At 60.9% G+C, this 23977-nt stretch carries 23 protein-coding genes and 1 pseudogene; 6 read left to right on the top strand and 18 right to left on the bottom strand.

The annotated features are described in order from the left end of the window. Nucleotides 1–9: 9 nt before the first annotated feature. From AO240_RS27360 to AO240_RS27315, 10 genes are read right to left on the bottom strand one after another with little or no spacing between them, the layout of a single operon-like run. Nucleotides 10–435 (bottom strand): thioesterase family protein, encoded by a 426-nt coding sequence (locus AO240_RS27360; protein ID WP_099240845.1) that lies wholly within the window; start codon nucleotides 433–435, stop codon nucleotides 10–12. Continuing rightward, on the bottom strand, nucleotides 428–1969 hold the full coding sequence (hutH, locus tag AO240_RS27355) for a histidine ammonia-lyase (RefSeq protein ID WP_099240843.1): 1542 nt from the start codon (nucleotides 1967–1969) through the stop codon (nucleotides 428–430). The genes AO240_RS27360 and hutH overlap by 8 nt, the downstream gene beginning before the upstream one ends. After that, on the bottom strand, nucleotides 1953–2888 hold the full coding sequence (locus AO240_RS27350; protein ID WP_099240841.1) for a glycosyl transferase: 936 nt from the start codon (nucleotides 2886–2888) through the stop codon (nucleotides 1953–1955). The genes hutH and AO240_RS27350 overlap by 17 nt, the downstream gene beginning before the upstream one ends. After that, nucleotides 2885–3619: a glycosyltransferase family 2 protein gene (locus tag AO240_RS27345; protein WP_099240839.1), complete on the bottom strand. Its 735-nt coding sequence runs from the start codon at nucleotides 3617–3619 to the stop codon at nucleotides 2885–2887. The genes AO240_RS27350 and AO240_RS27345 overlap by 4 nt, the downstream gene beginning before the upstream one ends. Then, a complete protein-coding gene (locus AO240_RS27340; protein ID WP_099240837.1) occupies nucleotides 3612–5282 on the bottom strand; it encodes an acyl-CoA synthetase family protein in 1671 nt (556 codons plus the stop codon). Before AO240_RS27340 ends, AO240_RS27345 begins: the two co-directional genes overlap by 8 nt. Then, nucleotides 5270–5824 (bottom strand): hypothetical protein, encoded by a 555-nt coding sequence (locus AO240_RS27335; RefSeq protein WP_099240835.1) that lies wholly within the window; start codon nucleotides 5822–5824, stop codon nucleotides 5270–5272. Before AO240_RS27335 ends, AO240_RS27340 begins: the two co-directional genes overlap by 13 nt. Further along, complete coding sequence (locus AO240_RS27330) at nucleotides 5821–6075, bottom strand: acyl carrier protein (RefSeq protein ID WP_058411798.1); 255 nt, start codon at nucleotides 6073–6075, stop codon at nucleotides 5821–5823. The genes AO240_RS27335 and AO240_RS27330 overlap by 4 nt, the downstream gene beginning before the upstream one ends. Nucleotides 6076–6084: 9 nt before the next feature. After that, complete coding sequence (locus AO240_RS27325; protein ID WP_058411797.1) at nucleotides 6085–6354, bottom strand: phosphopantetheine-binding protein; 270 nt, start codon at nucleotides 6352–6354, stop codon at nucleotides 6085–6087. Further along, nucleotides 6332–7144 (bottom strand): 1-acyl-sn-glycerol-3-phosphate acyltransferase, encoded by an 813-nt coding sequence (locus AO240_RS27320; RefSeq protein WP_058411796.1) that lies wholly within the window; start codon nucleotides 7142–7144, stop codon nucleotides 6332–6334. Before AO240_RS27320 ends, AO240_RS27325 begins: the two co-directional genes overlap by 23 nt. Continuing rightward, a complete protein-coding gene (locus AO240_RS27315; protein WP_058411795.1) occupies nucleotides 7120–7839 on the bottom strand; it encodes a beta-ketoacyl synthase chain length factor in 720 nt (239 codons plus the stop codon). The genes AO240_RS27320 and AO240_RS27315 overlap by 25 nt, the downstream gene beginning before the upstream one ends. A gap of 349 nt (nucleotides 7840–8188) precedes the next feature. Here AO240_RS27315 and AO240_RS27310 point away from each other — a divergent pair, with 349 nt between their 5' ends. Beyond that, a complete protein-coding gene (locus AO240_RS27310; RefSeq protein WP_099240833.1) occupies nucleotides 8189–8959 on the top strand; it encodes a ParA family protein in 771 nt (256 codons plus the stop codon). Nucleotides 8960–9548: 589 nt separating this feature from the next. Then, a complete protein-coding gene (locus AO240_RS27305; RefSeq protein WP_099240831.1) occupies nucleotides 9549–9770 on the top strand; it encodes a DUF6124 family protein in 222 nt (73 codons plus the stop codon). 41 nt (nucleotides 9771–9811) lie between these two features. On the opposite strand, the gene trxC is transcribed toward AO240_RS27305, so the two are convergent. Then, complete coding sequence (trxC, locus tag AO240_RS27300) at nucleotides 9812–10246, bottom strand: thioredoxin TrxC (protein WP_099240829.1); 435 nt, start codon at nucleotides 10244–10246, stop codon at nucleotides 9812–9814. Between the two features lie 234 nt (nucleotides 10247–10480). On the opposite strand from trxC, the gene AO240_RS27295 reads away from it, so the two are divergent. Further along, entirely contained in the window at nucleotides 10481–10777 is a 297-nt protein-coding gene (locus AO240_RS27295; RefSeq protein ID WP_099240827.1) for a type II toxin-antitoxin system HigB family toxin, read from the top strand. Then, nucleotides 10774–11175, top strand: a complete 402-nt coding sequence (locus AO240_RS27290) for a type II toxin-antitoxin system HigA family antitoxin (protein WP_099240825.1) — start codon at nucleotides 10774–10776, stop codon at nucleotides 11173–11175. The genes AO240_RS27295 and AO240_RS27290 overlap by 4 nt, the downstream gene beginning before the upstream one ends. On the opposite strand, the gene AO240_RS27285 is transcribed toward AO240_RS27290, so the two are convergent. From AO240_RS27285 to AO240_RS29460, 6 genes and pseudogenes are all read right to left on the bottom strand, one after another. Beyond that, on the bottom strand, nucleotides 11168–11737 hold the full coding sequence (locus AO240_RS27285; RefSeq protein WP_099240823.1) for a GNAT family N-acetyltransferase: 570 nt from the start codon (nucleotides 11735–11737) through the stop codon (nucleotides 11168–11170). The genes AO240_RS27290 and AO240_RS27285 overlap by 8 nt on opposite strands. 11 nt (nucleotides 11738–11748) lie before the next feature. Then, nucleotides 11749–13212: a protein adenylyltransferase SelO gene (selO, locus tag AO240_RS27280; protein ID WP_099240821.1), complete on the bottom strand. Its 1464-nt coding sequence runs from the start codon at nucleotides 13210–13212 to the stop codon at nucleotides 11749–11751. Between the two features lie 48 nt (nucleotides 13213–13260). Continuing rightward, complete coding sequence (gene mscK / locus AO240_RS27275; protein WP_099240819.1) at nucleotides 13261–16644, bottom strand: mechanosensitive channel MscK; 3384 nt, start codon at nucleotides 16642–16644, stop codon at nucleotides 13261–13263. A 57-nt stretch (nucleotides 16645–16701) separates the two neighbouring features. After that, entirely contained in the window at nucleotides 16702–18444 is a 1743-nt protein-coding gene (locus AO240_RS27270) for a potassium/proton antiporter (protein WP_058411788.1), read from the bottom strand. A 232-nt stretch (nucleotides 18445–18676) separates the two neighbouring features. Next, on the bottom strand, nucleotides 18677–19540 hold the full coding sequence (locus AO240_RS29465) for a methyl-accepting chemotaxis protein (protein ID WP_371918681.1): 864 nt from the start codon (nucleotides 19538–19540) through the stop codon (nucleotides 18677–18679). Continuing rightward, nucleotides 19532–20287 (bottom strand): annotated as a pseudogene (locus tag AO240_RS29460) (MCP four helix bundle domain-containing protein); the annotation flags it as partial. The gene AO240_RS29465 and the pseudogene AO240_RS29460, both read right to left, overlap by 9 nt. A 293-nt stretch (nucleotides 20288–20580) precedes the next feature. On the opposite strand from AO240_RS29460, the gene AO240_RS27260 reads away from it, so the two are divergent. Together AO240_RS27260 and AO240_RS27255 are read left to right on the top strand one after the other, a co-directional pair. After that, nucleotides 20581–20811 carry a hypothetical protein gene (locus AO240_RS27260; RefSeq protein ID WP_058411786.1) on the top strand — a complete coding sequence of 77 codons (231 nt, stop codon included), beginning with the start codon at nucleotides 20581–20583 and terminating at the stop codon, nucleotides 20809–20811. Next, the gene (locus tag AO240_RS27255) at nucleotides 20808–21101 is read left to right on the top strand and encodes a cell division protein ZapA (RefSeq protein WP_058411785.1); all 294 of its coding nucleotides are present in this window, start codon (nucleotides 20808–20810) and stop codon (nucleotides 21099–21101) included. Before AO240_RS27260 ends, AO240_RS27255 begins: the two co-directional genes overlap by 4 nt. Nucleotides 21102–21112: 11 nt before the next feature. On the opposite strand, the gene AO240_RS27250 is transcribed toward AO240_RS27255, so the two are convergent. Then, the gene (locus tag AO240_RS27250; RefSeq protein ID WP_099240815.1) at nucleotides 21113–22915 is read right to left on the bottom strand and encodes an acyl-CoA dehydrogenase; all 1803 of its coding nucleotides are present in this window, start codon (nucleotides 22913–22915) and stop codon (nucleotides 21113–21115) included. Nucleotides 22916–23977 lie beyond the last annotated feature (1062 nt).

Here is a 23977-nt window from a genome sequence, read left to right as displayed (position 1 = left end):
CAGTGGATCTCATTTCAAAGCCCTTTCGACGGCGTTCGTGAAGACGTTGGGCGATGCCATTTGCATCTCGTGGCTGGCAATTTTTACCGCCACTTGCACGGTGCTGGCGCGGGTCAAACGCTCGCCGCTGGCGAGGTCGGTAATCAGGTAATTGACCTTCAAGCGATTCTCCCACTCGACCAGGCTGGCGCGCACATTGATGGTTTGGCCGAACACCGCGCCACGCACATAGCGCAGTTGCATATCGATCACCGGCCAGGCGTAGCCCGACTCCAGCATCGCCGTGTAGTTGTGCCCGATCTTGTCCAGCAGCGCGCAACGCGCCACTTCAAGGTACTTCACGTAATGCCCGTGCCACACCACATTCATGCTGTCGACGTCGAAAAACGGCACGAGGATTTCAGTGTCGCAATGCAACACACCGGGGCTACGCATGCAGCCTCCAGTGTTGCTCGGCAATGCGTTTCAGGCACAGACGCAGTTCGCCTTCCAGCGCGCGGTCTTCGATGACCGGCGCAAAGTCTTTGGCCAATTCCTCGTGCATGGCGGCCAACGCCGGTGGCAGGGCGCGCGCGTCGTCGGCCTGGGCACGCAGCCACACGCCCTGGTTGGCGGCGAGCAAGGTGGCGGCGGCGACCTGTTCGGTCAGCTCCAGCACGCGGATCGCATCGCGCGCGGCGATGGTGCCCATGCTCACTTTGTCCTGGTTATGGCACTCGGTGGAGCGCGAGAACACGCTGGCCGGCATGGTGTTTTTCAGCGCTTCGGCGGTCCATGCGCTGGTGCCGATCTGCACCGCCTTGAAGCCGTGGTTGATCATCGCGCGGTCAGCCGGGGCGCCCGACAGGTTGCTCGGCAGGCCGTGGTTGTAACGCACGTCTACCAACAGCGCGAGCTGACGGTCGAGCAGGTCGGCGACGTTGGCGACCAGGGTCTTGAGGCTGTCCATGGCGAAGGCGATGTGCCCGCCGTAAAAGTGCCCGCCGTGCAGCACGCGTTCTTCCTCGGCGTCGATGATCGGGTTGTCATTCGCGCTGTTCAGCTCGATTTCGATAAACGAACGCAGCCAGTTCAGGCTGTCGGCCAGCACGCCCAGCACATGCGGCGCGCAGCGCAGCGAGTAACGGTCTTGCAGGCGATGCAGCGGCGCGGTCGGCGCATCAATCGCCAGGTCTTTGCGCAGCCACGCGGCAACTTGCATCTGCCCCGGGTGCGGTTTGGCGGCGAACAGGCGCTCGTCGAAGTGTTCCGGGTTGCCTTGCAGCGCCACCACGTTCAACGCGGTGATGCGCGTGGCCAGTTGCAGCAGGTAGTCGGCGCGGGCAAAGGCCAGGCAAGCAAGGCCGGTCATCACGGCGGTGCCGTTCATCAATGCCAAAGCTTCTTTGGGGCGCAGCACCAGCGGCTCCCAGCCCAGCTCGCGGTGTACGTCGGCGGCGTTGCGGCGTTCGCCGCCGAACAGCACGTCGCGTTCACCGGACAAGGTGGCGGCCACGTAAGACAGCGGCGTCAAATCACCGCTGGCGCCCACCGAGCCTTCTTCCGGGATCAACGGCAGCACGTCGTGTTCGAGGAACGCGTGCAGGCGCTCAAGCAGTTCCACACGCACCCCGGAAACGCCGTGGCACAGCGACTGCAAACGCGCCGCCAGCACCGCGCGCGTGGCTTGGGCGTCGAGCAACTTGCCCAGCCCGCAGCCGTGGAAGGTGTACAGATGACGCGGCAACGCCTCGACGTGCTGCAACGGCACCGCCACCACGCACGAGTCGCCGTAGCCGGTGGTTACGCCATAGATCACGCCTTCCTTGTTCAGCAACGAGTCGAGGAACTGCGCGCCTTTGGCGATGCGCTGGCGATACGCCGCATCGTCCTGCAATTGCGTGGGCGCCTGACGGTTGGCCAGGGCCAGCACGTCCTCAATGCGCAACGCGCGTTCGCCAAAAGTTACCGGCTCAAGATGCGGGGTCATCGGTTTTCCAGAAAGGGTAAAAGTTGAACCATTGTTGGGGCGCTTGCAGGCAGAACTCGCCCAGGCGTGCGGCGTAGCGCGCGGTCCACACGGCAATCACTTGCTCGCGGGTGCTGCGCTTCCATTCGATCAAGTCGGCAAACGGCTCGATGCTCAGGCGGTAGCGCTTGTCGTGTTTGAGGCACATCAGCAGGTTCACCCGGCATTTGAGCAAGCCGGCCAGCAGCCATGGGCCTTGCGGGAAGGCGGCGGGCTGCCCGAGGAAATCCACGCGCACCGTGCGCCCACCGTGCAGCGGCACGCGGTCGCCGGCAATCGCCAGCCACTCGCCCTCGTCCAGGCGCTGGCTGAGCAGCAGCATGGTGGCCGGGTCCAGTTCGCTGACCTGAATCAAGCGCAAATGCGTGGCGCCGGCTTCGCCCAGCAGGCGGTTGAAGTGTTCGGCGTGCTTGGTGTGCACCAGCACGTTCATGGTGACTTGCTCGCCTATTTCGGCGAGCGCGCGGCACACTTCAAGGTTGCCCAGGTGCGCGCCCACCAGCATCTGCCCGCGCCCGCCGCGCAGTTGCCCGCGCAACTGCGCCGGGTCGTGGATTTCGATGTGTTCGATGCGCAACTTGCCGTTCCACACGTCGAGCTTGTCGAGCAAGGACTCGGCGAAGGCCATGAACTGGCCGTAGACTTTTTTATGCGTGGGGCGCAGTTCATCGCGCCCGCTCCAGTCGGCCAGGCGCTGTTGGTACTGCCAGGCGCTTTGGCGCGCGGTGCGGCCGAACACAAAGAAGTACAGCACGATGGCGTACAGCAACGGGCTCAACAGGCGGCGGCCGAGTACCTTGGCGGCGACCGCCGTGAATTTCATTAGCCAGAAGCTGCCACGCTCCTTGCGGTCGGCCCAATGCCTGGTGCTGTCGCTCATGCCTGCCACCGTCGCCACAGGATCATCGGCGCGCGCAGCAACATGCCGAAAAACAGCCGGGTGTGCATGGCTGAAATACGCACATTGTCGTGGAATAAACGAAAGTGCGAGAGCCCGTCGGCGGGGTAATGCACCTGCGTCGGCAGCCAGCGCATCGGCTGGTTGCGCCAGGCCAGGCGCACCAGAATATCGGAGTCAAAATCCATCCGCGTGCCGATGTACGCCGAGTCCATCAGGGCCAGCGTGGGCGCCAGCGGGTACACGCGAAAGCCGCACATCGAGTCGCGAATCTGCAACGACAAGGTGTTGATCCACACCCACACGTGGGTCAGATAGCGCGCGTACAGGCGGCCTTTGGGCACGCTGTCGTCGTACTCGGGGTAGCCGCAGATCAGTGCGTTGGGGTGGGTGCGCGAGGCATCGAGGAAGCTCTCGACTTCGCGCAGGTCGTGCTGGCCGTCGGCGTCCACTTGCAGCGCGTGGCTGAACCCCATTCGCGTGGCTTCGCGGAAACCGGCCATCACCGCGCCGCCTTTGCCTTGGTTGCGCGGCAAGGTCAGCAAGGTGACGTTTTGCAGGGTCGCCAGTTGCGCCAGTACCGCCGCGCAGGCTGGGCTGCTGCCGTCGTCGACCAGCAAGCAGGGCAGGCCGCTGTTTAACAGGCTGCGGATGACGGCCGGCACGGCGGCTTCATGGTTGTAGACCGGGATCAGGGCGCAGGGGTTATGCATGCGCGTCCACCAGTTGGATGCGGCCGCTGGAGCAGGCGGCGACGCCGTTGCGGTAGGCGAAATACAGTTTGCTGCGCTCTTGATCAAAGCGCAGGTGCAGTTCGATGTGGTCGCCGGGGCGCACCAGTTGCTGGAACTTGAGCACTTCCATGCCGGCAAAGCTGCCGGGCAGGTCGAGCAGTTGCTGGCCGAGGTTGAAGGCCCACTCCACCTGTACCACACCTGGCAGCACCGGCGTTACCGGGAAGTGCCCGCTGAAATAGGCCAGGTCCGGCGGGACGGCCAGTTGCAAGGTCCATTCACCGTTGGCTTCGACTTGCTCCAGTACGTGCGGCGTTTTCGGCCGCGGCGCGAGTAACAGCGCGGCGACATCTGCCTGCGGCAGTTTGCCTTGTGCATTCAGCGGTAACTGGCGCAGCAAACGCCAGCGGCGTGGCAGCGCCAGGGCTTCGCAATGTTGGCTCAGGTGTTGGCGCAATGCCTGGGTGACGGCGCGGCGGCCTTGATTGCGCAGCGCATGCAAACCCTCGGCGCTGAGCACCACCAGCGCGCCGAGGGAGGCGCGGTTTTCCTGCACCACGCCCAAGCGGGTTTCGGCGACCCAGGCGTGGGCCATCAGCGCTTGTTCGAGCATGGGCAGCGAGATGCGTTTTTCTTCCAGTTTGACGATGCGGTCCAAGCGACCCAGCAGTTCAAAACGGCCATCAGCCTGCAGGCGGGCCGCATCGGCGGTCTGTTCGATATGCCCGGCGGGCAAGTAAGGTGAGGCAACGCGCAGCGCACCCTCGGCATCCTGGCTCAGTTGCACGTCGGCAAACGGCTGCCACGGCTGCGCGCCCTGGCGCCAGGCGATGCCGCCGGTTTCCGAGCTGCCGAAAATTTCCGTCGGCCATTGCTGCAAACGCTCGTAGAGGCTGGCGGCGGCCTCAATCGGCAGGGCGCCGCCGGACGAAAACACCCGGCACACCTGGCTCAGCGCGGGCCAATCAAGGTTATCGCCCATGCGCTTGAGCAGCGCCGGGCTGGCGACCCAGGCAAATTGCGCATGCTCGCGGCTGGCGCGCTGCACGTCTTCGGGGAACGCCAACTGTTGGCGCACAAAGGTGCGCCCGGAACACAGCGGCCACAACACGCGAAACAGCAAGCCGTAGATATGTTGCGTGGCGACGCTGCCGATGATGCACGCGCCTTTGAGGTCCGCGCCCCACAGGCTTTCCAGCGCCGCCACTTCGTTGGCCAGTTGGCGCAGGGTTTTGTCGATACGCTTGGGCTCGCCGCTGGAGCCGGACGTGCACAGGCTGAGTTGGCAAGTGTCCAGGTCGAGCGCGGCGGCGCTCAACGGCGCTTGATACAGCGCGTCCAAGTCGCCCTCTGTAACCAGCCAAGCGTCAACGTCAGCGCTCCAGCGTTGGCGGGTTTGCGCTTGCAGGTCGGCCGGCAGCAACACGCAGGCACCCGCACGCCAGGCGCCCAGCAGGGCAATCGCCAGCAAGCCGGCGTCTTCCAGGTGTACCGCCAAACGCTGAATGCCACGCGCTTGCAGGCCTGCCGCCAGGCTCAGGGAGTGTGCCCACAGCTGGGCGTGGTTCATCGCAGGTTCGGTGGTGACCGAACGCTGTTGCAGCGGCTCAAGCAACAGGTGCTCAAGTTTTAAACCTTCCATACGCGGCCTCGAACCCTTTGTCGTACCAGCCATTCCACGGCAAACAAAAGCCCCATCAGCCCGTAGGCGATAAAGCCTGTGTACAACGTCCACCAGCTCAACGGCGCCCACAGGGTGAGGGCGGCGGCGAGCAGGCCATTACACAAAAAAAATACACTCCACACCACCGTGACCTGGCGCGTATACACCAGCGCTCTGGGCGGCAGCTGCGGTTCGCTGATGCGCGCCATGCGCTCGACCATCGGCGGGCCGTATTTCAGGCTCAAGCCAAACAGCCCCAGCATGAACGCGCTGACCAGGCTTGGGTACCAGCGCAGCAAGTGCGGGCTGTCAAACCAGGCCAGCGCCAGGCAAAACACAATCGCCGCCACGGCCATCCAGCGGCTGCCGGGTTGCTGCGCGCCCATCAGCGCGCGCAACAACCACAGGCTGCCCAGCAGCAGGCCGAATTGCCACGGCGCAAAGTGTTCGGTGCCGTAATACACCGCAAACGGGTACAGCAGCCCCGCCAGCAACAGGCCAAGGCCGATCAGCCGGCTCATGCGGCAGGTTGCACCAGACGGTACACCGCCTCAACCACGTCGCTTACCGTGCGCACCGCTTTAAACTCTTCGGCGGCGATTTTCTTGCCGGTCTGGCGCTTGATGTGGTCGATCAGGTCGACGGCATCGATGCTGTCGATTTCCAGGTCCTGGTACAGGTTGGCGTCGAGTGTGACGCGCGCAGGTTCCAGTTCAAACAGTTCCACCAAGGCGTCGCGCAGGGTGTTGAAAATATCGTCACGAGTTTGCATGGTCCGCTCTCAAGCTGCCTGTCTGGCTGTGACGAACGCCGCAAGGCTGGCCACATTGGTGAAGTGATTGCGCGTGTCCTTGGCGTCGGCGTCGATCTTGATGCCGTACGTTTTCTGAATCGCCAGGCCCAATTCCAGGGCGTCGACCGAATCCAGGCCCAGGCCTTCGCCGAACAGGGTTTGCTCGCTGCCAATGTCGTCGGCGCTGATGTCTTCCAGGCCCAGGGCCTCGATGATCAGCATTTTTATGTCGTGCTCAAGGCGGTGTTGGTCGCTCATCTTCGGCGAGCTCCTTAATAAAATAGTGGTGCAGGTAATCGTTGAGCTTGCGTGAAGCCTGAGGCGCTGGGCCGAGTGTTGCGAACGCCTGCGGTTCTATATCGGCACCCACGCGCAAACTGAAGTGAAAGCGGCGTTTGGGGATGCGATACCAGGGTTCGGCTTTGGTCAGGGTGGTGGGGCTGACCTTGATCACCACCGGCGTGATGACCGTTGCACCGCGCAGCGCAATGGCCGCGCCACCGCGATGAAACGCCGGCATTTGCCCCGGCGAGGTGCGCGTGCCCTCCGGGAAAATGATCAGCGTCTGGCCTTCACGCAGGGCGTCGGCGGCGGCATCGAGCATGTCGGCGCTGCCGTCATTGCTGATGTAGCCTGCGTCGCGCACCGGCCCACGGGTGAACGGGTTTTGAAACAGGCTCTGCTTGATCACGCAGTTGGTTTGGCGCATCAGGCCGATCAGGAACACCACGTCGATCAGCGACGGGTGGTTGGCGATGATCATCTGGCCTGGGCGGCCAAGGTTTTCGGCGCCTTCGACGCTGTAGGTCAGCACGCCTGCGCGCTGCATCAAACGGATAAAAAACCAGAACAGTGTGCTGATGGTGTGGCGGGCGCGGCGCTGGTGTTTTTGCGCACTCCCTGGCAAGCAACTGAGCAACGGCAACACCAGTAAGCGCAGGCACAGCCCGCCGACGCCGAACATGAAGAAGCTCGCGGCGGTGGCGAACAGGCGCCAGTAATAGGCGTCCCGTGGCTTGTTGTTCAGGGCTTGCGTTGCCAGTTCCATACGCGGTTCTTCCAGGCATGTTGGCAGGCGCCCTGTTCAGTCAGCAGGGTGCGTAGCAGGTTCAGGGCGTGGGGCCACTGGGTTTGAGTGGGTTGGACAGTGCCGGTGGTGAGTTCCAGCTGCCACTCGTCGCCGGGTGTCAGCAGCAGGCCGAGCGCGTAGGGGAAGGGCACGTCAACGATCCAGTTGGCATAGGCTTCGGGCGCTTGTTCTTCGGTGATCACCAGCAATACCGCCGGCGCGCCTTCGTTGAGCAGCGCGGCGGCTTCAAGCAGGCCGTGTTCCAGGCCATCGCCGGCGGCGGCAAGCGCGGTCATTTCGCTGGTTTCGTTACGCAGGATCGACCACAGGCCAATCACCGCGTTGTGCACCGACAGGCTGAACTGGGTGGGCGACAACGGCTCGTCGTTGGCCAGATCGCTCAGAATATCGAGGGTGCGCGGGGTTTCGCCGTGCCGGGAAATAAACACCAGCGGCAGGTTTTGCAGGCCCTCAGCCAACGGCCAGCCCACGCTGAAAGCCATGCGCGCCAAGCGGCTCAGGCGCCGACGCTGCATGGCCGGCAGGAATGACACGTCGGGGGCGGCAACACTGGCGGGCAGCAACACGGGTGCTTGGCACCAGGCACGCCAGTCCTGCGCACTCTCCAGGCCAGGAGCCCAGGCGCGCCATTGGGCGATGTTGAAGTTGATCACTGAGACGTTATCCCGCCCCTGCGGGCTTCCATATGCGGCCGTTGGCCCCGAAAACCGGGACAGCGAGCAATGGCCGAATGGCGCGCATTATCCCGGTGCTGCGGGGTTCTAGCAAACTTTGGTAAAGAATTATTCACAGCTGATTACAATTTTTAGCGAACGATTTATAGATTGTCCGCTACTGCACGCCTGATGGGGTTATAGGACTATTCCTTTTGATCGGTCAGAGGCGTATGACAGTGACTGCGAATCTGGCCGCGCAATGCAGCAGTGCACGCACAAACGAGGTAGCTAACAGGCGCTTTTGCCCTCTACACTCGAACATTCATTGAGACGCGGAGGTTTTTCCATGCGGCGCGTGGTGTTCAATCAAAAAGGCGGCGTTGGCAAGTCCAGCATTGCCTGCAACCTGGCGGCGGTCAGCGCCAGTGAAGGCTACAGAACCCTGTTGGTGGACCTCGATGCACAAGCCAACTCAACCCAGTACCTCACCGGGCTGACCGGCAACGATATACCGATGGGCATTGCCGAGTTTTTCAAGCAAACCCTGTCCAGCGGTCCGTTTTCGAAGAAAAACCGGGTGGATATCTACGAAACTCCGTTCGACAACCTGCACGTGATCACCGCCACGGCCGAGCTTGCCGACTTGCAGCCCAAGCTTGAGGCCAAGCACAAGATCAACAAGCTGCGAAAGCTGCTGGATGAGTTGAGCGAAGATTACGACCGGATCTACCTGGACACGCCGCCAGCATTGAATTTTTATGCGGTATCGGCACTGATCGCCGCTGATCGTGTACTGATTCCCTTCGATTGCGATAGCTTCTCGCGTCAGGCGCTGTACGGCCTGCTGGCTGAAATCGAAGAATTGAAGGAAGACCACAACGAAGGCCTCGAAGTGGAAGGCATTGTGGTCAACCAGTTCCAGGCCCGCGCGAGCCTGCCGCAGCAGATGCTCGATGAGTTGATTGCCGAAGGGTTGCCGGTGCTGCCGGTGTACCTGACCAGCTCGGTGCGCATGCGCGAGTCGCACCAGCAGAACAAGCCACTGATTCACCTGGACCCGCGGCACAAGCTGACGCAGCAGTTTGTGGAATTGCATAACCTGCTCGAAAACGCCTGACCCAAAGCGCAACACCCAACCCACGGTGGGAACGGGCTTGTGTGGGAGCCGGGCTTGCTCGCGATGCAGGCACCTCGGTATTTCTGTTAGACCGAGGTGATGCCATCGCAGGCAAGCCAGCTCCCACATGTTGACCGCATTCCTGCAGGCGCTTTGGAGTTATCCCACGCGAGGTGTAGGAAGGGTCTGGCAAGCGGGGGTGTGCCTTGTCTCATTGCCTACAGATAAGCCAGAATCGCCCGGCTTGTGCGTCTGGATGGGCGTCTCTAAGGTTCTCCGGTCACTGAATGTTCAGTGATCGGGTTTAGTAGCCTGCAGAACATCTTAAAGCGTACAAGCTCCATCTTTGATGGTGGCTGTGCGCAGGGCACTTTCGGGTGCGCCGGTCTTTTCGATGTTCCCCGGTCTACTAACCTGCGTTCAGCTGCCACCCTTAGTTCTTCGGTCAGGACCTTCCTGAACGTGATGGTGGCTGTACGAAGGGCGCTTTCGAGCGCGCCGGTTGCGTCTCCCCGGTCTACTAACCTGCGTACAGATGCCACCCTCCGTTTAGTAGCGGCTGGTTGCGGCTCCCGCTCGGAGACGATCCATGGTTAACCTTTATACCGTTGCACCCAACCTGCCCACCGAAACCCTCGTGCTCAACAGTTACGAAACCTTTTCCTCCGTCCGCACGCTGTTACTCAACCTGTCCAACGACCTCACCGGCGAACACCGCGACGTGGCCCTGGCGATTCATCAACTGAGCGAACTCGGCGTCATGTTGGTAAGCCAGATAATGGACCGCGAAACCCCCGCAGCCTCAAGGTAAAACGCGCTCGAAATGTGGGAGGCAGCAAGCCGCCTCCCGCACTAGACACCTTGGCTACGCAGCCAGCTCATCAACTGCGCCAGCGCAAATGCCCCGCTCTGGCGCGCCACTTCGCGGCCATTCTTGAACAGAATCAAACTGGGGATCGAACGAATCCCCAGCTGCGCCGAAAGCTGCTGATTGGCCTCGCTGTCGAGCTTGGCCAACCGGCACCTGCCCGCCAGTTGCCCAGCCGCCTGTTCAAACACCGGCGCAAACGACTTGCACGGCCCACACCACTCGGCCCACACATCCACCAGCAACGGCAGGTCGCCCTTGATCTGGCTGGCGTAGTCGCCCTGTTTCAGCTCAAAAGGTTTGCTCAACAACACCGGCTGCTTGCACCGCCCGCACTTGGGCGCATCGCTCAGGCGTTCGCCGGGGATACGGTTGAGGCCGTTGCAATGCGGGCAGGGGATGACAAGGGGTTCGGACATCGGGGGCTCCTTGGAATTGGCCATGGAGTGAATTTGGAGTCGGCGAGCGGGTTTATCAAGGTGTGGAGCAAACGACTCATCCACTCACAGTTTACCCAAGCTGATGTGAGATCGCCTATCTAGCCTGTTGGAGCTTGTCCTGTTTTGCGCCACCCGTCTGTTTGCGAATATAGCAAATTGCGATAGTTCGAATTCAGGTTTAACCTTCATAGCAAGATGCGATAAGGATGTTGCATGCGAGTGATCAGCGAGAAAAGAATCTGGGAAGCAAAGGAGAAGTGGCCACGTTCAGCGAATGCTTTAGATGAATGGTACCGTCGGATAAAGCGCAACAGCCCTGCTGACTTCGCATCAATGAAAGGCATTTTTCCCGCGACGGATAAAGTTGGGCAGTTCCATGTGTTCGACATTGGGGGAAACAAGCTGAGGCTAATCGCTTTCGTGCGCTACCAAACGCAAAGAATTTACATCAAGTATCTGCTCGATCACCGCCAATATGAACAACACAACTGGAAGGAGAAAATCAGATGAGTGCACTCATCCGGCTCGCTGCTGAACATTGGCAATTTGTTTCACCTTTGCTGCGCAAGCCAAAAAACGAGGCGGACTACGACGTACTGGTGATTGCTCTCGACGAACTGCTGGACTTGGTCGGTGAGGATGAATCAAATCCGCTGATGAGCTTGGTGGACATTCTCAGCGACTGGATCGAAGCGTACGATCTTGAGCATCGCCCGATGCCTGTTGCCAGTGGTGTCGACGTGCTGCGCGCAATGATGCGCGAGCACGGTTTGAACCAGAGCGACCTGCCAGGGATTGGCGCCCAATCGGTCGTCTCCGAGGTGTTGAGCGGCAAGCGCCAGCTGAACGTGCGGCAAATTCGCTGGCTGGCCGAGCGGTTTGGCGTGTCGGTGGAGACCTTTATTTAGCCGAGGCACCTTTGAACACATACACACAGGTGTCATCGACCACACCGGCTTTATCGATACGCGCATTTGAAAGCACTGCCTCACATTCAAACCCGCAACGTTCTGCCACTCTAATGCTGCGAGTGTTTCGCGCGGCCGTGGTGAGTGCGATTCGCTTGGCGTTGAAGAACTCCACAGCGATGTCTCGCACCAGGGCGCACGCTTCGCTGGCGTAGCCTTTGCCCATGCTGGCGCTGCCGATCCAATAGCCTATTTCCAGGTAAGGAATGCGCAGGTCGTGAATAAACAGGCTGATGCAGCCGACCAGTGCGTCGGAGCTGTTTTCGATAATCAAAAACTTGTATTCGTTCTTGTCGGCGCTGAAGTTATCCACAGCCGTTTGCATATTGGCGTGGGCATCTTCCAGGCTGGCCGTGCCATTCGCCCATATCAAAAACTCAGCGTGGGGTTGGCTGAAATCGCTGATCAGGCAATGCATGGCCGACACTCTGTCGAGTGCCGGTGCCGCAAGGTGCAGGCGCGTACCGCGTAATAGCCCTGCCGGGATGTCCGAAAGCTTCATCGAGCGTCTCCTTATGACGAACAGCTAATTTCCAAATGCTTGCCCCAATCCGGCGGCCGCTGGGCGTATTGCTCCATCCCCGGTTGTTCCTCAAACGGCTTGCTCAGCACTTCATGCAGCCGGCGTACTTCGCTGTAATCGCCTGACTCGGCGGCCGCAATTGCGTTTTGCGCCAGGTAATTGCGCAGGATGTACAGCGGGTTCACCGCGTGCATGCGCGCACGGCGTTTTGCCTCGTCGCGGTCGCCGTCGCGGGCTACGCGGGCGGTGTACAGCTCGGCCCAGGCATCAAACCCGGCGAGGTCGACGAAGTCATCGCGCAGCCGCGTTACGGCCAGCGCTGCCGGTTCATCGCCCAGGCGGCGGAAGAACAGCGTGTAGTCGACGCCGCTGTTCTGCATCAGTTTGAGCAAGCGCTCGAGCAGTGCCTGGTCATCGTCTTCAGCGGTGGTGAGGCCAAGCCGGCGGCGCATCAAATCCAGGTAGTGTGCCTGGTACAGCGGCAGGTACAGGCCAAGCGCCTCCTTTAATGCATCGACGCTGATAAACGGCGTCAGTGCCTGCGCCAATGCGCTGAGGTTCCACTGCCCGATGGGCACCTGATTGCTGAACGAGTAGCGCCCTTCATGATCGGAGTGGTTGCAGATGAAGTGCGCGTCAAAGTCATCCAGAAACGCGAACGGCCCGAAATCGAAGGTGATGCCGAGGATCGACATATTGTCGGTGTTCATCACGCCGTGGCAGAAGCCATAGGCTTGCCATTTTGCGATCATTTCGGCGTTGCGCTCGACGATCTCGCGGAACATCGCCAGGTAAGGCTCTGGCTGTTCGCGGCACTCGGGGTAGTGCAGGTTCAACACGTGTTCGGCCAACTCGGCCTGCTGCTCGGGCTTTTTGGTGTAGTAGAAATACTCGAAATGGCCGAAGCGAATATGGCTGGGCGCCAGGCGCAGCACCATCGCGCCGCGTTCCTGTTTCTCGCGCCATACCGGGGTGCTGGAGCCGATCACGCACGCTGCGCGGCTGCTGGGAATACCCAGCGCATGCAGCGCTTCAGAGGCCAAAAATTCGCGAATCGAAGAGCGCAGCACCGCGCGGCCATCGCCCATGCGCGAGTAAGGCGTCATGCCGGCGCCTTTGAGGTGCAGGTCCCAGTGTTCGCCAGCGGCGTTATAGACCTCGCCGAGCAACAACCCACGGCCATCGCCCAATTGCGGGCTGTAGCCGCCGAACTGATGCCCGGCATAGACCATCGCACGCGGCTCGGCGTCGGCCCACAGCGTGTGCCCGCTGAACAGTTCGGCGAACACCGGCGTTTCGGCCACGGCCGGGTCGAGGTCGAGCAGGGCCATGGCGGCGCTGCTCGCCGCTACAAGGTGCGGCTCGTCGAGTGGCTCAGGCAGTACGTGGGTTGAGAACGCGTCGCCGAGGCGTGCGAAGCGGTTGTCGAAGGTCAATTCGTCGAGGGCTTTCACCGGCCATCTCCAGCAGAATGTTTGAGCATTCTGCTGGGGATAGGGCGTTTAGTCGAGTTTGCTCGGTGGCGGTTCCGGTGCATCTTCGACTTTGCCGGCGGGCGGCTCGGGGGCGTCCTGCACAACCGCAGGGCCGACGATGGTCTTGCGGTCGTCCTCGGCCGGCACCAGTTTGTATTCCTGACCGTGCATGTTCTTGAGGTACACCTCCATCTGCCGGAACGAGATGTTGATGTGCTGCTTCTTGAACTCACGGTTGATGTAGCGGTTGACCTCATCCAGCACCGGGTTGCGGTCGCCGAGGTCACGCACGTGCATGCGCAGCTCGTGGTCGAGGGTGCTTTCGCCGAAGTTGAGGAAGTAAACGTGGGGTTCCGGGTCTTTCAGCACCCGTGGGTTTTCCCTGGCGGCCTTGAGCAACAGCTCCTTCACCAGGTCCAGGTCGGAGCCGTAGTCCACGCCGAGTTTCAGGGTGACGCGGGTGATGGTGTCGGTCAGCGACCAGTTGATCAGTTGCCCGGTGATGAAGGTTTTGTTCGGGACAATGATGTCTTTGCGGTCGAAGTCGGTGATGGTGGTGGCGCGGATGCGGATCTTGCTCACCGTGCCCGACAGGTTGCCGATGGTGATGGTGTCACCGATGCGCACCGGGCGTTCGAACAGGATGATGATGCCGGAGATGAAGTTGGCAAAGATCTCCTGCAACCCGAAGCCCAACCCCAGCGTGAGGCCTGCCGCCAGCCATTGCAATTTGTCCCAGGTCACGCCGAGCGTGGCTAAGGCCGAGACGGCGCCGATGCCGGCAATCACATACGACAGCAAGGTGGTGGTGGCATAGGCGGAGCCTTGTGCCAGATCCAGCTTGGACAGCACCAGTACTTCCAACAGGCCAGGCAAGTTGCGCGCCAGGGCAACGGTGATGCCGACGATGATCGACGCTCCCAGCAAGTCGCCGATACTGATCGGCACCATGGTGATATTCACGCCGGTGCCGCTGGAGTATTCGTAAAGGGTGATGTTGTCCAGGTAGGAGAACACGGTGATCAGGTCTTTCCACACCCAGTACAACGCCGCGATGAAGCCGCAGAGCAAGGCCAGGCGGATCAGGCGCATGGACTGTTCGTTGACCTGTTCGATGTCCAGCGTCGGCTCCTCGATCACGGCATCACCGTCACCGGCTTCCTTGGCGGCCTGGCGTTTGGCCAAGGCGCGCGCATAGGCCAGGCGCCGTGCGGCAACCCCGAGGCCGCGCACAAAGGTAGCTTCGATCACCAGCCAGAACATCAGCAGGTACAGGGTGTTGATCAAGCGGTCGCTGAGTTTGAGTGCGGTGTAGTAATAGCCAAAACACACGGCGATAAACAGCGCGACGGGCAGCGCGGTGAACATCAGGCCCACGGCTTTACGAAACAGCGAGGCCTTTTCGTGGGCCGGGCTGTGCAGCAACAGGCGGCCCAGCAGCCAGGCCATCAACGCGTAACAGGTGAGTACCACGCCGATACCCAGCACATCGTCGGCCAGCGCCGCCGGTTGGTGTTCGGCGATTGCCACCACGGCCACCAGGGCCAAGACCACCAGCCCGAGTTTGCGCACCCAGCCTTGCAGGAATTCGACCTGGGGTTTTTCCCAGCGAAAGTGCAGTTCCGCCACGCCACCCGGCGCCAGAATGCGATAAGCGGTGTAGAACACCAGCCACGCCTGGGCGATTTGCAGCAGCGCCGCGCCGAGGTTGGCGTTTTGCCCACGCGCGTCGATCTGCAGTGCGTAGCCGCACAGCGCGAGGCCCAGCGACACGGGCATCGCCAGCAAAATATTGATCAGGATGGCCTGCGGCGTATGCCACTGGCTGTCGCGCTTGAAGTGGCCGATGTCGAGGTGGACTTTGTTGAGGCGCTGGTACAGCGCTTTGCGCCGCCACAACAACACGCCGATCAACAGCAACAGCGGCAGGAACAGCAGCGGGCGCTGGGTCAGGCCGTCGTACAGTTCGCTGACGCTGGAAGCCCACGGCAGCGTGGTGACTTGCTTGCTCAGGTGTGCCGGTACGGTTTCCAGCCACTCGGTGTCCAGCGGCTTGTTGCTGGGGATCCAGAACATTTGCTCGTCGAGGGTCGCGCGCAGCGTACTGGCGGTGCTCAGCAATTGTTTCTGGTTGAGTTGCAGGGTGATCGATTCGTTAAGCAGTGCGCTCAGTTCACGGCTCAGGCGCTCGAGCAGGTCGCTGCGGGTGATCGCCAGCTCCAGCAGGGTGCGGCGCAGTTGCGGGGTGACGTCTTCCGGCGGCTGGTTGGCCAGCAAGTTGTCCACATAGGCGCTCGGCGAGCTGATCAACTCGCGCTGTTGGTTAACCTCGAACTGGTACAGGCGAATGTTGGCGATGTCGTCGGCCAGGTCGCGGTCGACGGTAAGGCGCGGCAGCGCTTGTTTCTGTTTATAGAGGATCTTGGAGAGCAGCAGGCTGCCCTTTAGTACGTTGATCTGTTCGTCCAGCGCCGAGTCGCTTTGGGTCACTGTGTCCAGTTGCTGCTTGGTCTGCAGGTTTTTCTGGGTCAGGTCGTTAAGCCGGTCGGTGCTTTTGAGCAGGTAGTCGGAGAGTTTCAGGTTAGCTGCGCTCTCCGAGGCCAAAATGCTGCTGCCGCCGGATTTTTGCGCTTCGATGGACTGTTGGGTAACGGTCTGTTGAGACTGCGCCAGGCGCTTCTGGTTGATCAGGGTTTGCAGGTCTTGAATCTCTTGCTCCAGGCGCGAGGTGCGTTCCTGGATCAGATCGTGCCGGCTGTTACCGAGGTCTTGCAGCTGGCTGTTGCCGGCCAGCTCCTGGCGGCGCAGGGGGATCAGCGCATTCAGCGCGGCGAGTTCAGCATTCAGCTGATTGCGCTGGTCGCCACTGATGGCTTTGCCGTTGTCTTTACCCGCCTTGAGGATCGAATTGATCTGCTGGATGCGCGTTTGGCTGCTGCTGATTTCGGTTTGCGCGCGCTCGGGGCGGGTTTGCGCCGCGATGGTCAGGCTGTTGGCGTCGGCCAACTCTTTTTGCAGATCGCCTTGCTGGGTGGTGCGCTGCACCAATAATTGCTCAAGCTGCGGCACCGCAAGTGTTGCGTAGCGCTGTGCGACCGGGGTGATTTTGGTGGCTTTCAGCCGCACCAGATCACGCTGGTTTTCGGTGGTCTCACGCGGTGCATCGGCCAACTGGCGCTTGAGGTCGGTGAGGCGCTGCTCGTAATCCTGCTGGTTGCCCAGAAAGGTCAGGGTCTGCTGCAGAATGGATTGCAGCGCCTTCATGTCGGCGTCGGGCAGCTTGCGGTCAGGCAGCTTGTCCAGAGATTGCTGGATGGCGTCGGCGCTGGGCGGGTCGGCGGCGTAAACGCTGCCGACACAAAGCGTCAGGCCGAGCAGGGCAGTGGCTAAAAAAGTGCGCAAAGTCGTCATGGTTACCGGTCGAGCAAGGTAAAGAAGGTTGGGGGCGTGACGCCGTAGCCCCGCAGTTTAGAGGAAGAGTCCAGGGCCTGGACGACTTCCTTCGGGGAATTTGACGCCGACTTTTCCGATCTTGTTCCCGTCCATGACCGCGACGGTCCACAGAGTGTTGTTCCACTCTACCTGATCGCCCACCACGGGCGCGCCGCCGACTTTTTGGGTGATGAAGCGGCTCAGTGGCATGTCCGGGTCGATCCCTTCGAGCTTGAGGCCATACAGGGCGGAAACCGCGCCCAGTTGCGCGTCGCCTTCGAGTACGAAGTCGCCAAAAAAACGCAGGTCGAGGCCGCGTTGCGGTGCCTGGCTGAACAGTTTGCCCAACGCCGGCAGGTTGTGTTCGTGGCCGATGACGCAGAGCAAATCATCCACTTCCAACACCGTACTACCCGACGGATGGAGCAGTTGCTGGCCACGAAACAGCGCGGCGATGCGCGTACCTTCGGGCATTTTCAGCTCCCGCAGGGCCGCGCCGATGCACCATTTTTCCGCGCCCAGGCGGTACACGAACAGCTCCCACTCGCTGGTGACGTGCACTTCCAGGGCTGCGCGGGAAATCGGCGCCGGGTCTGGCGGTACGGTCACTTTCAGCAGCTTGGCCACCCACGGCAGGCTGGTGCCTTGTACCAGCAGCGAAACCAGCACGATAAAAAAGGCCAGGTTGAAGTACAACTGCGCATGCGGCAGGCCGGCCATGAGCGGGAACACCGCCAGAATGATCGGTACTGCGCCGCGCAGCCCGACCCAGGCGATAAAGGCTTTTTCGCGACCGTGGAACGCCTTGAACGGCAGCAGGCCGATCATCACCGACAGCGGCCGCGCAAACAGGATCATCCACAGCGCCAGGCCCAATGCCGGCAGCGCGATGGGCAGCAAGTCGTGCGGTGTGACCAGCAAACCCAGCACCAGGAACATGCCGATTTGCGCCAGCCAGGCCATGCCGTCGAGCATGTGCAAAATGCCATGACGGCTGCGCACCGGGCGGTTGCCGATCACCAGGCCGCACAGGTACACGGCGAGGAAGCCGCTGCCGTGCAGGGCGTTGGTCAGGGCGAACACGAACAGGCCGCCGGCGATCACCAGGATCGGGTAAAGGCCGTTGGCCAGGTTGATGCGGTTGACCATCTGCAGCATCAGCCAGCCGCCGCCGAGGCCCACGACGCCGCCGATGCCGAATTCGCGCACCAAGTGCGTCAGCAGGCTCCAGTGCAAGCCGGTCTGGCCGCTGGCGAGCATGTCGATCAGGGTAACGGTGAGGAACACCGCCATCGGGTCGTTGCTGCCGGATTCGATCTCCAGGCTGGCGGTGACCCGCTCGTTCAGGCCTTTGCCGCCGAGCAGCGAGAACACCGCTGCGGCGTCCGTGGAGCCGACGATGGCGCCGATCAGCAAGCCTTGAATGATATTGAGGTTGAACAGCCACGCGGCCGCCATGCCGGTGAGGCCGGTGGTGATCAATACGCCCACCGTGGCCAGCGACAACGCCGGCCACAGTGCCACGCGGAAACTGGCGACGCGTGTGCGCAGGCCGCCGTCGAGCAAAATCACGGCCAGGGCGAGGTTGCCCACCAGGTAGGCGGTTGGGTAATTATCAAAGATGATGCCGCCGCCATCGACGCCAGCGATCATGCCCACGGCCAGGATGATCACCAGGATCGGGATGCCCAGGCGCGACGATAAAGAACTGACCAGAATGCTCGCACTCACCAGCAACGCGCCGATCAAGAACAGGCTGTTGATGGTTGTCGCATTCAAAGGGCAGTACTCCATGAGCAGGAAAGACGGGCACAAACTGACCATGCAGTCTGCGTGCCAGCGATTCTAACCTGTTGAATTGCTGTGCTGTCAAAAAGGTTTTTCTGAATCGCACACATCCAAATGTGGGAGCGGGCTTGCTCGCGATTGCGCTGTGTCAGTTGAAAAATACTCATCTGACACGCCGCTGTCGCGAGCAAGCCCGCGCCCACATTTTTTGCCGAGGCGTCAGTTATAGGCGAAAACGGCCCACCATCCCGTTCAAATCCACCGCCAGTCGCGACAGCTCATTGCTCGCTGCACTGGTTTGGCTGGCACCGGTCGCCGATTGCACCGACAAATCCCGAATATTCACCAGGTTGCGGTCCACTTCCCGCGCCACTTGCGCTTGTTCTTCGGCTGCGCTGGCGATCATCAAGTTGCGCTCGTTGATCTCCACAATCGCCGTATTAATGGTATCCAGCGACAAACCTGCACCTTTGGCGATGCTCAGCGTCGACTCCGCGCGCTCGGTGCTGTTACGCATCGAGTCCACGGCGTGTTCGGTGCCGGATTGAATGCTGCCGATCATCCGTTCGATTTCGCTGGTCGATTGCTGGGTGCGATGGGCCAACGCCCGCACTTCATCTGCAACCACGGCAAAACCACGGCCCGCTTCGCCCGCCCGCGCGGCTTCAATCGCTGCGTTGAGCGCCAGCAGGTTGGTCTGGTCGGCCAGGCCACGAATCACGTCGAGCACTTTGCCAATATCACGCGACTCATTGGCCAAGTCGCTGATCAAGGTGGCGGTGGCTTGCACTTCGCCGCTCATGCGCTCAATGGCGCTGACGGTTTCTTGCACCAGGTCGCGGCCGTCACCGGCAGACGTGGTGGCTTCGCGCGAGGCTTGGGAGGTGCTGACGGCATTGCGCGCGACTTCTTCGACGGCGCTGGTCATCTGGTTGACGGCGGTGGCGGCTTGTTCGATTTCATTGTTTTGCTGCGTCAGGCCACGCGCGCTTTCGTCGGTGACGGCGTTCAGTTCTTCGGCGGCAGAGGCCAACTGAGTGGCGGAGCCTGCGATGCGTTGCAGGGTGTCGCGCAGCTTGTCCTGCATTTTGGCCATGGCGGCGAGCAGGCGGCCGGCTTCGTCGTTGCCGTCGACCTTGATCGGGCGCGTCAGGTTGCCTTCAGCCACCGCTTCAGCCGCTTCCAGCGCTTGCGCGATCGGCAGGGTGATGCTGCGGGTCAGTAGCCACGCGAACAGTATCGTCAATGCCGTGGCGATAATCAGCAGGCCGACCACCATCGAAAACGCCGACGTGTATTGGTCTTCGGCGTCGCGGTTGGTGGCCAGGACCATCTTGTTATTGAGGTCCAACAAGCGCGTCAGCACGCTGTTGACTTGCTCGGAGTTGCTCAGCAACTCGGTATTCAGCAGGCCGCGCAGCGCATCCACTTGGCCTGCGCGCGACAGGCTTTTCATGCGCTCTTCGATCTGATGATACTGGGCAAGCAGCCGAACGTATTCGTCGTAGGCGACGCGCTCCTCGTTGCCTTCGATCAGTTTTTCGTAGACGCCTTGGGCAGCACGAATTTGCTGGTTGCGCAGCTCAAAGGCTTCGAGGGTCTTTTGCTGCACTTCCGGCTCGCGGTTAGTCAGCAAACGGTACGACAACACCCGCAGGCGCAGCGTCAATTGGGTGAACTCATCGAGGGCGCGAATGCTCGGCACACTGCTCAGGGTGATGTCTTGGGTCGCACTGCGCATCTTGCCCAGTTGACTCAGGGCGAACACACCGAGAAACAACATGAGTGCACCAATAAAAGCGAAACCGAGAAAGGCTCTTGGAGCAATATTCATATGACGAAGTGACATGCTGGAATCCTGGGGGAGAAGCGCGATCCATGCGGCCATCAGACGGGGTGTGAATGGCCTATCGGCGATGCGACTAAAGTCTTAAGGGGGCGCGCGCTTTTGTCGCATCTGACCGGGGGTTGGGTGGATTCAGGAACCAGATGGGGTAATTGCAGTCACTAAGGCTCGAAAGCGCGGCCCGGCGGCTAAAAAACGGGCTGCGCGCCGGGGATAACCCTGGCATCCGAGGTGAATTTTCTTTATCGTCACCGCCCTTTAAAAATGCCCGAGAAATCAAAATGTTAGAAGCATCCCTCAGCCAGCTGGAACAACTGGTCAGCGACTTGGTACAACAGAATCAGGACCTGTTGGGCAGCAATGAATCGCTCAAGGCCGAACTGGCCCGCGCCAAGGACGACAACGACAGCCTGCAACTGAACTTGATGGAGCAGGAAGAAAAAAACGGCGCCACGGCCGCGCGCATCCAGGCATTGGTTGAGCGTGTGAGCGCAGGTCCTGTCGGCGCATGAACGAAGGAATAAAGGTCGTTTCGATTCTCGGAGAGGATTACTCGATCAAGGCGCCGCAAGGGGAAGATCAAACCCTGATGCACGCTGTGACCATGCTCAAGGCCTCCCTGGCCACCACCAAGAAAAAGTACCCGACGCTGATCGGTGACAAATTATTGGTACTGGCCGCGCTGAACCTGTGTGCCGAGCAGATCGAAATGCAAAAGCATCACCAGCAGGAACTCGACCGTTACCAAGAGCAAGTCAGCGCCACGGTCGACGTGATCTCCAAGGCTATCGGGCAGCCGTGAGCGTCTAGGGGTTAGAACCACTCATCCTGCATCCCCAGGCACGTGTCATCGCGTGCCTCCAGAATCGCCAGTTCATGATGGCAGCTCGGCACTTCCCAGGTCAGGAAGTACCGGGCGGCCTGGAGCTTGCCTTTATAGAAGGCGACATCGGCCGCATCGCCCTTGGCCAAGCCTTCTTCGGCGCGAATCGCCTGTTCCAGCCAGCGCCAGCCAATCACCGTGTGCCCAAACACTTTCAAATACAGCGCCGAATTCGCCAGGCTACTGTTGACCTTGCCTTGCGCAAGATCGGTCAGCAGGCCCAGCGTTACGCTTTGCAGGCGCGCCACCAACTGTTCCAGTGGCTCTCGCAGCGCCGTCAGTTGCGCGTATTGCTGAGCGCGTGCGCCGGTTTCGGCGATCAGGCGGATCAGTTGTTTCAAGCCGGCACCGCCGTTTTGCGCGAGCTTGCGCCCCAGCAAATCCAGCGACTGAATGCCATGCGTGCCTTCATGGATCGGGTTCAGGCGGTTATCGCGGTAGTACTGTTCCACCGGGTATTCACGGGTGTAGCCGTGGCCACCAAGAATCTGGATCGCCAGTTCGTTGGCCTTGAGGCAGAACTCCGACGGCCAGGATTTGACGATGGGCGTGAGCAGGTCAAGCAATTCGTGGGCGTGCTTGCGCTCGGCGTCGGTTTCCAGCGTGGTGGTGTCATCGAACAACCGCGCGGCGTACAGGCCGAGGTCAAAGGCGCCTTCCACGTAAGCCTTTTGGGTCAGCAGCATGCGCTTGATATCGGCGTGCTGGATGATCGAAACCGGTGCAGTGGCCGGGTCTTTGCTGTCGGGCAGGCGACCTTGCGGGCGTTCGCGGGCGTACTCCAGGGAATACAGGTAGCCGGCGTAACCGAGCATCACCGCACCCATGCCGACGCCGATGCGCGCCTCGTTCATCATCTGAAACATGCAGCTCAGGCCCTGGTGCGGTTTACCCACCAGGTAGCCGACACAGTTGCCGTTATCGCCGAAGTTAAGCGCGGTGGATGTGGTGCCGCGCCAGCCCATCTTGTGAAACAGCCCGGCCAGCAGCACATCGTTACGCGCGCCCAGGCTGCCATCGTCCTTGACCAGGAATTTGGGCACGATAAACAGCGAAATGCCCTTAACCCCGGCCGGTGCGTCCGGCAGCTTGGCCAGCACCATGTGCACGATGTTCTCTGACAGCGAATGGTCGCCGCCGGAGATGAAGATCTTGTTGCCCTTGAGGCGATAAGTACCGTCAGCCGCAGGCTCTGCGCGCGTACGAATATCCGACAAGGATGAACCGGCGTGCGGCTCGGTCAGGGCCATGGTGCCAAAGAAACGGCCGTCGATCATCGGTTGCAGGAAGCGCTGTTTCTGCGCCTCGGTGCCGAAGCTTTCGATCAGGTTGGCGGCGCCCATGGTCAGGAACGGATAGGACGTTGACGCCGCGTTGGCCGACTGGAAGTGCGCAAAGCACGCTTGGGAGAGCAAGGTCGGCAACTGCATGCCGCCCGCTTCGAAACTGCGCGCGGCATTGAGGAAGCCGGCCGCGAGGAACGCGTCGACCGCCGGTTTGACCTCGGGAATCAGAATCGCCTTGCCGTCTTCGAAGCGTGGTTCGTTTTCGTCGTTTTTACGGTTGTGCGGCGCAAAGTACTTTTCGGCAATGCTGCGCGCAGTGCTGATGGCGGCGTCGAAGGTTTCGCGGTTGTGCTCGGCAAACCGTTCGCGCTGGGTCAGGGCCTCGGCATCGAGGACTTCGTACAGCTCGAAAGCCAGATTGCGGGAACTGAGCAGCGTCTCGGACATGGCGGTTTACCTTTAAAGGGAATCGCTTGAGTTTAAGTGTGCGAATGGATGCTGGATAGCAAGATTGATCTGGGTGATGCAGGGGCAAAACGTGGGTGAGGAGTTGACATGCTATCAACTGTGGGGGGCTTTACTGCATCTTTGATGTGGCGCTGTGGCGCAGCAAGCGGGCTTGGGGTGTCTTTGGATTTTCGTGCATATCCGTTCTTTGGGGGGATGGCTTGTATCGGTTTCGCTCTTACAGCGAGTCACTTTTGAACAGCGCAAAAGTAACCAAAACGCTCTTGCCCCACCACTCGGTGCCTCGCTTAGGCTCGGCATGCCCGCACACAGGCTTGAATCCGTGGGCCGCCGCGATGGGCCATCCTTGGCCCAGCGCGGCTAACCCGGCGTCCTGCCGGGTTACCCACGGATTCAAGCCTGCGTGCGGCCATCGTGGTTTAACGGGGCGCTTCTCAGATCAAAAGCAGATCAAAAGCAAGAGCACGGCGGCCTGAAAGCCGACCTGAGTGGTTGAAGCAGATCAGAAGCAGATCAAAGGCGGGTTTTGCATACACAGTAGATCTGCTTTTTTTTTGCTTTTTGTGGGAGGGGGCTTGCTCCCGATAGCAGTGTGTCAGTTGAAAAATATTTATCTGACACACCGTCATCGGGAGCAAGCCCCCTCCCACAGTTTGACCACATTCGGCTTGGGGATTGGGTCGGCTCTCGGGCCGCCTAGATGATCGTTCCCACGCTCTGCGTGGTAATGCCGCTTCGGACGCTCTGCGTCTGGCTTTTTCAGCCATAGAATCTCCCACAGTTGACCGCATTCAGCATGTGAGATTGGGTCGGCTTTCAGGCCGCCTGCTTTTGATTGTGATCTTGATCTAAGGCGCCCCGTTAAACCACGATGGCCGAACGCAGATATTACGGAGCGGGTAAACCGGCAGGACGCCGGTTTAGCCGCGACGGGGCAGGGACGCCCCGTCGCGGCGGCCCGCTCCGTAATGTCGGAGTGAGGGCACACCGAGCCTAAGCGAGGTGCCGAGTGGTGGGGCAAGAGCGTTTTGGTTACTTTTG

It is taken from the genome of Pseudomonas sp. ICMP 460 (assembly GCF_002723595.1).
GTDB classification, from domain to species: Bacteria; Pseudomonadota; Gammaproteobacteria; order Pseudomonadales; family Pseudomonadaceae; genus Aquipseudomonas; species Aquipseudomonas kitaguniensis.
This window is presented reverse-complemented; position numbering and strand designations above follow the sequence as displayed.

Bases quoted from the DNA above. Each gene is read 5' to 3' on its own strand.
- AO240_RS27360 (WP_099240845.1), bottom strand. From the start codon at position 435: ATGCGTAGCCCCGGTGTGTTGCATTGCGACACTGAAATCCTCGTGCCG.
- hutH (WP_099240843.1), bottom strand. From the start codon at position 1,969: ATGACCCCGCATCTTGAGCCGGTAACTTTTGGCGAACGCGCGTTGCGC.
- AO240_RS27350 (WP_099240841.1), bottom strand. From the start codon at position 2,888: ATGAGCGACAGCACCAGGCATTGGGCCGACCGCAAGGAGCGTGGCAGC.
- AO240_RS27345 (WP_099240839.1), bottom strand. From the start codon at position 3,619: ATGCATAACCCCTGCGCCCTGATCCCGGTCTACAACCATGAAGCCGCC.
- AO240_RS27340 (WP_099240837.1), bottom strand. From the start codon at position 5,282: ATGGAAGGTTTAAAACTTGAGCACCTGTTGCTTGAGCCGCTGCAACAG.
- AO240_RS27335 (WP_099240835.1), bottom strand. From the start codon at position 5,824: ATGAGCCGGCTGATCGGCCTTGGCCTGTTGCTGGCGGGGCTGCTGTAC.
- AO240_RS27330 (WP_058411798.1), bottom strand. From the start codon at position 6,075: ATGCAAACTCGTGACGATATTTTCAACACCCTGCGCGACGCCTTGGTG.
- AO240_RS27325 (WP_058411797.1), bottom strand. From the start codon at position 6,354: ATGAGCGACCAACACCGCCTTGAGCACGACATAAAAATGCTGATCATC.
- AO240_RS27320 (WP_058411796.1), bottom strand. From the start codon at position 7,144: ATGGAACTGGCAACGCAAGCCCTGAACAACAAGCCACGGGACGCCTAT.
- AO240_RS27310 (WP_099240833.1), top strand. From the start codon at position 8,189: ATGCGGCGCGTGGTGTTCAATCAAAAAGGCGGCGTTGGCAAGTCCAGC.
- AO240_RS27305 (WP_099240831.1), top strand. From the start codon at position 9,549: ATGGTTAACCTTTATACCGTTGCACCCAACCTGCCCACCGAAACCCTC.
- trxC (WP_099240829.1), bottom strand. From the start codon at position 10,246: ATGTCCGAACCCCTTGTCATCCCCTGCCCGCATTGCAACGGCCTCAAC.
- AO240_RS27295 (WP_099240827.1), top strand. From the start codon at position 10,481: ATGCGAGTGATCAGCGAGAAAAGAATCTGGGAAGCAAAGGAGAAGTGG.
- AO240_RS27290 (WP_099240825.1), top strand. From the start codon at position 10,774: ATGAGTGCACTCATCCGGCTCGCTGCTGAACATTGGCAATTTGTTTCA.
- AO240_RS27285 (WP_099240823.1), bottom strand. From the start codon at position 11,737: ATGAAGCTTTCGGACATCCCGGCAGGGCTATTACGCGGTACGCGCCTG.
- mscK (WP_099240819.1), bottom strand. From the start codon at position 16,644: ATGACGACTTTGCGCACTTTTTTAGCCACTGCCCTGCTCGGCCTGACG.
- AO240_RS29465 (WP_371918681.1), bottom strand. From the start codon at position 19,540: ATGCAGGACAAGCTGCGCGACACCCTGCAACGCATCGCAGGCTCCGCC.
- AO240_RS27260 (WP_058411786.1), top strand. From the start codon at position 20,581: ATGTTAGAAGCATCCCTCAGCCAGCTGGAACAACTGGTCAGCGACTTG.
- AO240_RS27255 (WP_058411785.1), top strand. From the start codon at position 20,808: ATGAACGAAGGAATAAAGGTCGTTTCGATTCTCGGAGAGGATTACTCG.
- AO240_RS27250 (WP_099240815.1), bottom strand. From the start codon at position 22,915: ATGTCCGAGACGCTGCTCAGTTCCCGCAATCTGGCTTTCGAGCTGTAC.